Origin of the sequence: Paenibacillus sp. y28 (assembly GCF_037137075.1) — a bacterium.
In the GTDB taxonomy this organism is placed as follows: Bacteria; Bacillota; Bacilli; order Paenibacillales; family NBRC-103111; genus JBBBNV01.
Window position 1 is genome coordinate 62,290 of the sequence record NZ_JBBBNV010000023.1, and the last position, 11,686, is coordinate 73,975.

The 11,686-nt window shown below is 54.2% G+C and carries 10 protein-coding genes and 1 other annotated feature; of the genes, 2 read left to right on the forward strand and 8 right to left on the reverse strand.

The genetic code is table 11. The features are described 5' to 3' along the window. Positions 1-116 precede the first annotated feature (116 nt). From WBG83_RS17090 to WBG83_RS17100, 3 genes are all read right to left on the reverse strand, one after another. Complete coding sequence (locus WBG83_RS17090; protein WP_336746459.1) at positions 117-629, reverse strand: deoxycytidylate deaminase; 513 nt, start codon at positions 627-629, stop codon at positions 117-119. Positions 630-677: 48 nt separating this feature from the next. Further along, the gene (locus WBG83_RS17095; RefSeq protein WP_336746460.1) at positions 678-1,970 is read right to left on the reverse strand and encodes a homocysteine synthase; all 1,293 of its coding nucleotides are present in this window, start codon (positions 1,968-1,970) and stop codon (positions 678-680) included. A 105-nt stretch (positions 1,971-2,075) separates the two neighbouring features. Next, positions 2,076-2,558: a ComEA family DNA-binding protein gene (locus WBG83_RS17100; RefSeq protein ID WP_336746462.1), complete on the reverse strand. Its 483-nt coding sequence runs from the start codon at positions 2,556-2,558 to the stop codon at positions 2,076-2,078. A 165-nt stretch (positions 2,559-2,723) separates the two neighbouring features. Here WBG83_RS17100 and comER point away from each other — a divergent pair, with 165 nt between their 5' ends. Further along, on the forward strand, positions 2,724-3,548 hold the full coding sequence (gene comER / locus WBG83_RS17105) for a late competence protein ComER (protein ID WP_336746464.1): 825 nt from the start codon (positions 2,724-2,726) through the stop codon (positions 3,546-3,548). Between the two features lie 399 nt (positions 3,549-3,947). On the opposite strand, the gene leuS is transcribed toward comER, so the two are convergent. The 5 genes from leuS to modA form a co-directional block, all read right to left on the reverse strand. Continuing rightward, positions 3,948-6,398: a leucine--tRNA ligase gene (gene leuS / locus WBG83_RS17110; protein WP_336746465.1), complete on the reverse strand. Its 2,451-nt coding sequence runs from the start codon at positions 6,396-6,398 to the stop codon at positions 3,948-3,950. Beyond that, a complete protein-coding gene (locus WBG83_RS17115; RefSeq protein ID WP_336746466.1) occupies positions 6,367-6,531 on the reverse strand; it encodes a hypothetical protein in 165 nt (54 codons plus the stop codon). The genes leuS and WBG83_RS17115 overlap by 32 nt, the downstream gene beginning before the upstream one ends. Positions 6,532-6,643: 112 nt before the next feature. Then, positions 6,644-6,903: a binding site (T-box leader), on the reverse strand. 109 nt (positions 6,904-7,012) lie between these two features. Next, the gene (locus tag WBG83_RS17120; RefSeq protein ID WP_336746468.1) at positions 7,013-8,356 is read right to left on the reverse strand and encodes a stalk domain-containing protein; all 1,344 of its coding nucleotides are present in this window, start codon (positions 8,354-8,356) and stop codon (positions 7,013-7,015) included. A 230-nt stretch (positions 8,357-8,586) separates the two neighbouring features. Further along, complete coding sequence (gene modB / locus WBG83_RS17125) at positions 8,587-9,258, reverse strand: molybdate ABC transporter permease subunit (RefSeq protein WP_336746469.1); 672 nt, start codon at positions 9,256-9,258, stop codon at positions 8,587-8,589. A gap of 15 nt (positions 9,259-9,273) precedes the next feature. Beyond that, the gene (modA, locus tag WBG83_RS17130) at positions 9,274-10,110 is read right to left on the reverse strand and encodes a molybdate ABC transporter substrate-binding protein (RefSeq protein ID WP_336746470.1); all 837 of its coding nucleotides are present in this window, start codon (positions 10,108-10,110) and stop codon (positions 9,274-9,276) included. A gap of 194 nt (positions 10,111-10,304) precedes the next feature. Between modA and WBG83_RS17135 the strand changes: the two genes are divergently transcribed. Next, the gene (locus WBG83_RS17135) at positions 10,305-11,264 is read left to right on the forward strand and encodes a helix-turn-helix transcriptional regulator (RefSeq protein ID WP_336746471.1); all 960 of its coding nucleotides are present in this window, start codon (positions 10,305-10,307) and stop codon (positions 11,262-11,264) included. Positions 11,265-11,686 lie beyond the last annotated feature (422 nt).

Below are 11,686 nucleotides of genomic sequence, written 5' to 3' on the forward strand. Positions count from 1 at the left end.
AGAGGTTCTTCCCCTGGTTACAGTATTCGGTTTAACAAGCCGGCAAGGCGTTTCCCCTGAAGCACCTCTATACCATTACTTGCCGCTACATCCCGCAAAGCGGGATCGGCTAACGGTTAGTTGGTGACCTCAAGCTGCGTTCCGCCAGGCGCCTCATACCCGGTCATGCGCCGGAATACGATTCCCCGGCTCTCCAGCAGCGCCCGCACCTTCTCATTGTCCTTCGGATACGGCCGGTGGTAGACGATTTCCACAATGCCGCTATTGGCGAGCATATTGGCGCATGTCCAGCACGGCTGATCCGTCACATAGACGGTCGAGCCCTCACGGTCGTGCCGGTCCGTAAAGAGCAGCAAATTTTGCTCGGCATGAATCGTCCGGATGCAGCGCTGCTTTTTTACAATTTCCTCGCGCCCGTCCGTCACCTTCAGCTCCAGCTCTTCCACAATCATGCATCCGGCTTCGCCGCAATCCGGGGCTCCCATCGGCGCTCCGTTATAAGCTGTGCCGAGCAGCTTCTTCCCCTGCACCAGCACAGCTCCCACATGACGCCGCAGGCATTGTGAACGCGTGGACACCATATAGGCAATATCCATGAAATACGTATCCCAGTCTTTACGAATCGTCATACCTGCTCGAATCCTTTCACTTGCATTCCTGCTGGTACTGCAATCTGTTTAGTTCTGACTGGCAGCAAGAGCCTGGTCCAAATCGGCCAAAATATCGTTGATGCCTTCTGTACCAATCGAAACGCGGACCATCCCCGGCGTTACGCCGGCGCTGGCCTGCTCCGCCTCGCTCAGTTGCTGATGGGTCGTGCTGGCCGGGTGAATAATCAGCGATTTGGAATCGCCTACGTTCGCCAGATGGGAGAACAGCTTCACGCTGTTAATGAGCTTCCGTCCGGCGTCTACACCGCCCTTAATGCCAAAGGTCAGGATCGCCCCTTGTCCGTTCGGCAAATATTTTTGAGCCAGCTCGTAGGAAGGATGGCTTGGCAAACCGGCATAGCTGACCCATTCAACCGCTGAGTGCTGCTCCAGATGCTTCGCTACAGCGAGCGCATTGCTGCTGTGCCGTTCCATACGCAGGTGAAGTGTTTCCAGCCCTTGCAGCAGCAGGAACGAGTTGAACGGGGAAATAGCCGCCCCCATGTCGCGCAGCAGCTGCACGCGGGCTTTAATGATATAGGCAATCGGTCCAACTGCATCGGCATACACGATACCGTGGTAGCTTGGATCAGGCTCGGTCAGGCCCGGGAACTTGCCGCTGGCTTTCCAGTCGAACTTGCCGCCGTCGACAATGACGCCGCCAATCGAGGTGCCGTGACCGCCAATAAACTTCGTTGCGGAGTGAACCACAATATCCGCGCCATGCTCAATCGGACGCAGCAGGAACGGGCTCGGGAACGTATTGTCCACAATCAGCGGCAGACCGTGCTCATGGGCAATTGCTGCAACCGCGGCAATATCAAGCACATCCCCTTTGGGATTGCCAATCGTCTCCGCGTACAGTGCCTTCGTTTTCTCCGTAATGGCAGCGCGGAAATTTTCCGGATTGGACGGATCCACGAATTTGACGTTAATGCCGAGCTTGGCCAGCGTAGTTGAAAACAGGTTGTACGTTCCCCCGTACAGGCTTGAAGCGGATACAATCTCGTCTCCGGCTCCCGCAATGTTCAGAAGGGAGTACGTAATTGCTGCTTGTCCTGAGGCTGTTGCCAGCGCGCCGACACCGCCCTCCAGCAGGGCCAGGCGTTTCTCGAACACATCGGTTGTCGGGTTCATGAGACGCGTATAAATATTTCCGAATTCCTTGAGACCAAACAAGTTTGCGGCATGCTCGGTATCACGGAAACCATAAGATGTTGTTTGGTACAACGGAACCGCACGGGACAGGGTCGTCGGGTCAATTTCTTGTCCACCGTGCACTGCGAGTGTTTCCAGGGAAAGCTTGCTTTCTTCTGCCATCCTTTGTCCATTCCTCTCATCCATGAATTGGCAGCTAATCAGGCTGCCTACTCCATTGTCGCATAATCAACAGCAAAAGAAAACTTCCTTTATGCATGATAAAGTCTACGGTGTACCGGAGACGCTCACATCCAATCTGTCGCGGAATTTGTCTAATGTCTTGGCCCCGATGCCCTTTACCTTCAGAAGGTCTTCCGGTTTACGAAAAGGCCCGTGCGCCTCCCGGTATGCCAAAATCGCTTTGCCCTTGCTCTCCCCAATCCCCGGCAAAGTCATAAGCTGCTCCAGAGTAGCAGCATTGAGCCTTACAATGGGGCTTGAGGCTGCAGGCTTTTTCGGCTCCTGCGGCTTTCCCGGCGATGGGGAGGTCGAAGGCTGTGCTGAAGCTTGAGGCCCGTGTGCGATTTTGACACCGGACCCTCCTTGTTTGTCCGCCTGCGCCTCCTGCAAAAGCCCCGCTACCTGTGTATTTACTACCCGCCAGCCTGCCGGCGCGATCGTATCTGTACTGGTCGCCCAGCCGATGGCGCCTAGCCCCCCGGCCAGTACAACAGCGGCGGCAATCATCCATTTTGTTGAAAATTGCATTTTCCGTTCGCTCCTTTGGCCTAACCCTTTGAGAAAGTTTTTGCAATTCCGGCATATCGGTCGCACGGACCGAATAATTGTAATTATATGGGCACAAGTGAGCACCGTTGAAGCGGCGTCATGCTCCTTTGCAGGCCAACACGTTCGAAGAAGGAGGGATTCTCGATGAAGGTCGGTTTCATAGGCACTGGCAGCATGGGCACGATTCTCATCGAATCTTTTTTGCGCTCGGGCGCGCTTGAGCCGGGTGAAATCATGGCCAGCAATCGGACCTTTGCCAAAGCGGAACGTCTGGCTGCATTATATCCGGGGCTCGAGGCGACCCGATCCAACGCAAGCATTGCAGAAGAATGCGATTTGATACTGCTTTGCATCAAACCGCTGGAATTCAAGTCCGTGCTGGATGAAATCGGTCCGCGGCTCGTCGCGAAGCAAACACTCATTTCCATCACCAGTCCGGTGCTGGTCCATGTGCTGGAAAGCCAAACCCCCTGCAAGGTCGCCAAAATTATCCCGAGCATTACCAACCAGGTATTGAGCGGTGTATCGCTATGCGTCTTCGGCACCCGTATTCATGAGGGAGACCGCCGCCGGTTGGAGCAGCTGTTCAGCTTCATCAGCAAGCCTGTTGAGATCCGTGAGCAGTATACTCGCGTCAGCTCGGACATCTCCAGCTGCGGTCCCGCATTTCTGGCCTTTTTCCTGCAGAAATTCGCCGAAGCCGCTGCAGAGGAAACCGGCTTAAGCCGCGAAACCGCAATGCAGCTCGTAACCGAGATGGCGCTTGGCACAGGTCTCCTGCTGACATCCGGCAACATGTCTCCCGAGACGCTCCAGCAGCGGGTCAGCGTCCCCGGCGGTATAACAGCCGAAGGACTGAAGCTGCTGGAATCGGAGCTGGATCATGTATTTTCAAAGCTTATCCAGGTCACACATGCCAAATACGAAGAAGATTTACAGCGGCTGGCGGAGAAATTCTCCAGTGTATAGCCCCACTGAATCATAAGGCGGCTTCGACTGCTTTTCGGAACCCGGCCGTTTATAGGCTGAGTCGGAACAACTACCTTATTAAGAAGCGGAAGCACAGATTTTGACTCAATCAAAAAGGCTCCGTACCCGGACGGTTAACTGCACGACTGTGCAAGTAATCGTCCGGGCATCGGAGCCTGCTTTGCTTAAGCAAGGCTGCCGGAACAAAGCGGAGGATTTTTCGCCTCTCTTTTCTTCTTCCGGCTAAACTGCCCTGTATGTTTTATTGATTTTGGAAAAATCGTGTCCGTCTCCCAACTTGTCTCGGTGATTTACATGCGGCTTGGCCGAAGCATACGTCAGCCGGACATCCATTCTATTCCGATTGCCGGCTGATGACCGGCCTATGAATCAAGCTGCTTAGCCGACCACGATATTGACGAGCTTGCCTTTTACAGCAATGATCTTACGGACGGTTTTTCCGGCGGAAAGCTCCTTCACCCGGTCAAGCCCGAGCGCAAGCTCCTGCATGCCCGCTTCGTCGAGGTCGCTGGCGATACGCACCCGATCGGCCAGCTTGCCGTTCACCTGAACGACAATTTCAACCTCGCTGTCAACCGTCAGCGCTTCCTCATACACCGGCCACGGCACATAAGTGATGCTCTCGGTTCCGCCCAGGCGCTCCCACAGCTCTTCCGCAATATGAGGCGCAATCGGGGACAGCAGCTGCACGAAGGATTTCAAGCCTTCCAATGGAAGAGTCTCCGCCTTGTATGCTTCATTCACAAAAATCATCATTTGGCTGATAGCGGTGTTAAAGCGCAGCGCCTCGTAATCTTCCGTCACTTTTTTAATCGTTTTGTGAAGCGTGCGGTTCAGCTCATTGCTTGCCGATTCCGCTGTAATCTTCGGATTGAGTGTTCCGTCTTCATTCACGAACAACCGCCATACGCGGCTCAGGAAACGGTGCGATCCTTCCACCCCGTTCGCATTCCACGGCTTGGTCGCCTCCAGCGGCCCCATGAACATTTCATATACGCGCAGCGTATCCGCGCCGTACTCGTTCACAATGACGTCCGGGTTAATTACGTTGCCGCGGGACTTACTCATTTTTTCATTATTCTCGCCCAAAATCATACCCTGGTTGACCAGCTTGTGGAACGGCTCCTTCGTCGCCACCACACCCAGGTCGTAGAGCACCTTGTGCCAGAAACGGGCATACAGCAAGTGAAGCACCGCATGCTCGGCACCGCCGATGTACAGATCGACCGGCAGCCATTCCTTTTGCAGCTCCGGTGAGCAGATTTCCTTATCGTTCTTGGGATCGATGAAGCGCAGGTAGTACCAGCAGCTTCCCGCCCACTGCGGCATCGTATTCGTCTCGCGGCGCGCCTTCATGCCGGTTTCCGGATCGATGGTGTTTACCCAGTCCTCCACATTCGCCAGCGGAGATTCACCGGTGCCTGAAGGCTTGATTTGATCCACATCCGGCAGTACGAGCGGAAGCTGCTCGACCGGAACGGTCTTCATCGTGCCGTCCTCCAGATGCAGTACCGGAATCGGCTCGCCCCAGTAACGCTGGCGGCTGAACAGCCAGTCGCGCAGACGGTAGGTTACTTTGCCTTGGCCCTTTCCGTTCTCTTCCAGCCACGTAATCATCCGGGCGATTGCCTCGGCATTGTTCAGGCCGTTCAGCAGCTCCGAATTCACATGCGGGCCATCGCCGCTGTAAGCCGCTTCCTCTACATTGCCGCCCTGGACAACCTCGATAATCGGCAGACCGAATTGCTTCGCGAACTCCCAGTCCCGCTCATCATGCCCAGGCACCGCCATAATTGCTCCGGTTCCGTAGCCAGCGAGAACGTAGTCCGCGATCCAAATCGGCGTTTTGGCGCCATTGACCGGATTGATCGCATAGGCGCCTGTGAATACGCCCGTTTTTTCTTTAGCCAAATCGGTACGTTCCAAATCGCTTTTGCGGGCTGCCTTATCCTGATACGCTTCAACAGCGGCCTTTTGCTCTGCCGTCGTAATTTGAGCCACCAGCTCATGCTCCGGCGCCAGTACGCAGTAGGTTGCCCCGAACAGGGTATCCGGACGAGTTGTGAACACGGTCAGGCCCGCCCCGTCGTGCCCTTCAATTGCAAACTGCACTTCCGCGCCCTTGGATTTGCCAATCCAGTTGCGCTGCATATCTTTAATGCTTTCGGACCAGTCCAGCTCCTCCAAATCCTCCAGCAGACGCTCCGCATATTCCGTGATTTTCAGAATCCACTGCCGCATTGGCTTGCGGATAACCGGATGGCCGCCCCGTTCGCTCAAGCCGTCGATCACTTCCTCATTGGCAAGCACGGTTCCGAGAGCCGGGCACCAGTTCACCGGCACCTCCGCCACATAGGCCAGCCCTTTGTTGTACAGCTGGATGAAGATCCACTGCGTCCATTTATAATAATCCGGGTCCGTCGTGCTGAACTCCCGGTCCCAATCATAAGAGAAGCCGAGCGCTTTAATTTGGCGGCGGAAATTATCAATATTTTTAATTGTAAAATCACGCGGGTGCTTCCCCGTATCGATGGCATACTGCTCTGCAGGCAGACCGAATGCGTCCCATCCCATCGGATGCAGCACGTTATAGCCGCGCATCCGCTTAAAACGCGAGACGATGTCCGTTGCCGTATAGCCTTCCGGGTGGCCTACATGCAGCCCGGCCCCTGACGGATACGGAAACATATCCAGCGCATAAAATTTCGGCTTGCCCTTGCCGGCTTCGCCCTCCAGCACCTTAAAGGTTTTGTTTTGATCCCAGTATTGCTGCCATTTCGGTTCTATCGCCTGCGGATTATATCCGTGCGCAGTTGTTTCTTTTGCCATAGCTTACAGGTCCTCCTTCAATTTCAATCAAATAAAAAGCGGCGCGGGCCAGCATAATCCAATCCTGCCGCTGTGCTTCCAAGCCTTTTCCTGTGCTGCCGTTTCTAAACGGATATACGTCGGTGTACTCCATCTGCGGCAGCCTTCTTAGCCGGTACGGATGTCCATGCGGATTTCAGCTGCTTCCCGGATGACACGCTTAAAGCGTCCAATCAGCAAAAAAGCCCCGTCTCTAGCGGACTAACGCTAGGGACGAGAGCTGTCGGTTCCCGTGGTACCACCCTAGTTAGCATCAGCCATACTTTGGCGTATGCTCACTCGAAGCCCGATAACGGGGGCAGCGGTAACGGCTCGGACCCAGAAAAATCAACTTCTCGGGGCCGCCAGGTCCTGACCGTCCGGCTCCAAGGCGAGTTCATTCCTTCCGTCCTGCCGGCTTGCACCTGATTCCCCGGCTCTCTGCAAAAAACGGGACAGAATTACTACTCCTTTTCAAAGCCTGTCAAATGATGGTGAGTTTGCAACTATTATAAGGAAAACAGGTCCGTCATGTCAAGAATTGTGCCGTATATTTGCCTGAAAGGGGCGCGCAGCCTGTATTCGGATTTATTTCTCTAATTCCTCGTGACAAGTACGGCCTTCAGGGCAGGCCGGCGCTGATATTCGGCCAGATGAACAAGCTGGAACTGAGCCTGGAAAACGAACAGCTGCGGATTCAAGAAATCCGGGTCCAGGTAGTAGTTCGACAGCTGCTCCTCTATCCGGAGCGAGTCATCGATGGAGACAAACCGGATTCTGGAGCTGGACGGTGTCCGGTAAGCATAAAACATTTTTCCATCATGGTAGGACGGGGCTGCGATAAGTGTATCCTTGACCGGGGATATGCTAAAATCCTTCCCTTTCTCATCATAAACAAGCTCTCCCGTCTGCACCTCCAGCTGCCGGATGGATTTGCCGTTAAACAGGTGCAAGCGCTTCGTGTCCGCGTTATATACCAACTGATTCGGGCTTCCCGTCTGCGTGGTCAGCACCCGGTGCTGGTCCTTCACGCTCACCGCCGTTCCGTCATCGAAGTAGATGCCCAGCAAATCGGCCGTCCCGAACAAAATGCCCGTCTTCCGCCCGGAATGTACGATCTGCAGGATTTCATCCTTACTGGAGGTCGAGCTTCTCACCATATAGCGCTCCTCCCCGGAGGCCACTCCGTAATCGGATACCTGTACGAGCCGGATGCCGATATCATCCCGAATATACATTTTGTTCCCGTGGTGCACCTGCTTGTAGTAGACGTCTTTTTTCTTGGCAAAGCCGGTCACTTGACGGGCAGTTGAAAGCCAGATGCCGTTTTGCAAGATAGAAACGTAATTGTACATATACGTGGTCGAACGGTAGCTCGCTTCACTCCACCAGTATACATACAGCTTGTCATCCTGCCCGGTTATCGTTGTGGAATATTTCCCTTTTAAAAAGGAAGCATTCGCCGGATCGTAGGAGGCCCCGCCGTATTGCCGTGTTTTCAGGGCCACGTTCAAGCCTTCTGTAATCTCTACCTGCTGCTTCTCCTCATCCCACTTGACTTGCATGCCGGACGACTCCGCAGCAAAGCGAAGGGGAACCATGGTCACGCCGTTGATGGCACGGGCCGGAGCATCAAGCTGCACCGACTCGCCGTTAACCTTCGCCGTCTTCGCCTGAAGCTGAAGCTCGACATTCCATATCCCGCCCTCGCCCCTCACTTTTTTGGCAGGTTCATCCCAAATTACCCGCATACCGAGCTGTTCAAACAACGGGCGGAGCTGTACCAGCAGGGTGCCCTTTTCGTTTACAGGCTCTACATCAAACCTCATTTGCTTGCCCTGCAAATAAACCCGCACAGGCTGCTCATCAGCGCTTGCCGTAGAGGCAGCGCCAAAAATGGAAGCCAGCATCAGGACACAAACCATAAGGAGTCGTTTCAATGCGCTCTCTCCTAACTGTAGTCAGTATTTCAAAATAACAAAAAAACCGCCCATGATCGCAAACCAGGTTTGCGAAGCATAGGCGGTTCTTCCGCTCGTCATTCAATATATCAAACGTAACACATGTCAGGAGTCCCGTCAACTTGCAAGGAATAGAGAACAAGGTTTAAGCTGAGCCGCCGGGCAGCGCCAAAAAGAAACACATCCGCTTACCACAGCTCAACAAAACGTTACTCCGTCTTCTTGCGTCCGGTCAGGAGCAGCAGGAAAAAGGAAAAGAGCACAATCGCACCGGTCCAGGCCCAAGCCAGAGACATATGCCCTCCATCCACCGCAACATAAATAGCCGTAGGCAAGGTTTGTGTCCGGCCGGGAATATTGCCCGCAATCATCAAGGTCGCCCCAAACTCCCCGAGGCTGCGCGCAAATCCAAGAATATAGGCGGAGATAAGCGATGGCGCAGCGAGCGGTAGAGTAATATGCCACAGCACCTGCCACTCCCCCGCTCCGAAGGAACGGGCTGCATCCTCCATATCCCGGTTTACGCCGCCAAAGCCCGTTTTCATCGTCTGGTACACAAGGGGGAAGGCCACAACAACCGAAGCCGCTACAGCCGCCCACCAGGAGAACACAATCGGGGCCTCGAACAGCCATTCTATGGCGCGCCCCGCCCAGCTTTTGCGCCCTAGCAGCACCAGAAGCAGGAAGCCGACAACCGTTGGAGGAAGCACCAAGGGGAGCATGATTACGGTCTCCACGACCAGCCTTCCCTTGAACCGGATTCTTGTCATGCCCCAAGCCGCCGCTATGCCCAGCAGCATAACGATGACGCTGGATACGAGCGCCACCTGCAGCGATAGCTGGACCGGCGCCCAAAATTGTTGCCAACTCATAAGCAGCATCCTTACTGAATGTCTCTATTTGGTGGCTGAAAAGCCGTATTTGGCAAATACCTTCATCGCATCCGGCGTCTGCAAATAGTCGTAAAACTGCTGAGCCTCTGTGCTGTGCTGAGTCCCTTTTACAATACCAAACGGATACTCTACCGGCTTGTACATCCCCGCGTCTACAGCAAAAGCGATTTTGACCTTGCTCGAAGTGAGTGCATCCGTCTTGTATACAAAGCCCGCGTCAGCGTTTCCGGTTTCGACATATTGCAGTACAGCCCTGACGTCCTTGGCCTGTACCAGCCTCTCCTGAAGGCCGTCCCACAGCTTGGCGTTTTTCAGCGCTTCCTGGGCATATTGACCGGCCGGGACACTCTCCGGAATCCCGATGGCCACATGCTTGACCTCCGGCTTCGTTACATCCGCCAGCGCGGCAACCGGCACCTTGCCGTCAGCAGGAAGGACAACAACCAGCTCATTCAGCAGCACTGTCTTTTGGCTTCCCGCTTCTACAAGCTGCTTATCCACCAGCGTCTTCATGTTTTTGGCAGCTGCCGATAAAAACAAATCCGCCGGGGCGCCCTGCTCGATTTGCTGCTGGAGCGTGCCCGAAGCGCCGAAATTGAAATTCAGCTTTACGCCTTTGTGCTCCGCTTCATACAACTTCTGGATTTCCTTCAGCGCGTCGGTAAGGCTGGCTGCCGCAGAAACGGTGAGTTCTACTGCTGCAGCCGGAGCCTCAGGTGAAGCCTTGGGCGCTGCCGTCTGGCCGCTCGTTCCGGATTCCGGCTTCGCCCCGCAGCCGATCATGAGCAGCATAACCGCAACGGCAGACAAAATCACACTAAACCTCATGATTAATCGCATGTTTCCTCCCCAACAACTATATTTGGTATTATTTAGATATAACTAATTATAAATAATCATTTTCTATTTTGTAAACCTCTTGATCCAGCTAAATCATGTGTTTTTACAAGGGATTGAAAATCACATGCTTATCTATGTATCATTATAAGTAAGGTATTACGCACAAGCCGCACCGAACAATGAGGAGGACCACCATGTCCAGCGACATTTCCTATACAACCGAAGAAATCGCCAAGCTGCTCAAAATATCCAAGCTCACAGTCTACGACTTAATTAAAAAAGGGGAGCTGCCCTCGTACCGGGTCGGCAAGCAAATGCGCGTGGATGCCTCTGATCTTGAAGCCTATAAACAGCGCGCCAAAAGCAAACAAAGCGCTTTAACTCCGGCTGTCTCCGATGTATCTCGTCCTACCCCTGATCCGGCCGTGCCGCCCTCAGTATCTGAAGCGCGGCATGTTGTCATTACCGGGCAGGATCTGAGTCTGGACATACTGGCCAAGCATATGGAAAAGCAGCTCCCCGGCTTACGCCCGCTGCGTGCATATGTCGGAAGCATGGACAGCCTAATCTCCATGTATCAAGGCAAATCCGATATTGTCAGCACTCACCTGCTCGACGGAGACACCGGAGAATATAATATCCCTTACATCCGCAAGCTGCTGGTCGGCTCCTCCTACGTGGTCGTCAATCTGTTATCCCGTCAAGCCGGGCTTTACGTCCAAAAGGGCAATCCCCGCGGAATTCACGGCTGGGCGGATTTGCAGCAGCCCGGACTGCGCATCATGAACCGGGAAAAAGGCGCAGGCGCTCGCGTGCTGCTGGATGAGCAGCTGCGCCTGCATCACATGGAACCGTCAGCCTTGGACGGATACTTGTACGAAGAGTCGACGCATCTTGCGGTAGCCGGCAAGGTGGCCTCGGGAGAGGCTGATGCTGGCGTAGGGATTGAAAAGGCCGCCCTGCTGGTTGGCGGCGTGGATTTTATCCCGCTTATTCAGGAACGCTACGATTTGGTCATGCTCAAAAAACCCGAAAATTTAACCTGGATTCAGGGAGTTATTGAAATTTTGCAATCCGAAGCCTTCCAAGGAGAGCTGCGCGCTATTCAAGGCTACGATCTTTCCTTAACCGGCCGGGTGCTGCTTGAAACCTGAATACGAGGATATTAGAAAATAATCCCATACAATCGGCTGGTAGTTGACCACCGTCATGCAAGTCATACGACACCAAGTGACGCACCTCCAGCGCGAAGTGTGTGCCCGGCACCACAGCCGGATAGCTGCAGCTTGTATTCAGTCCCGTTTCTAATAGAACTGCTGCTGCATCCCGCGCGATGGTCTGCTCCGGACGCACACTGCTTCACTGTATGGCGCGCCTGGCCGCCACCTGCAGAATTCGTTTGTATTACCCTCAACGAGCTGGGCCGGAAGCTAAAAACCCCCTTCATCCGCTGTTTCTGCGGTCGAAAGGGGGTTACTGTTTCTTACGAAAAATGCAGTCTTTACGTCGCTTCGTTCATTCGTGATGGTGATTGCATTGTGATGGAGGGTGCCCGGAACACTCATGAATGTTTGGT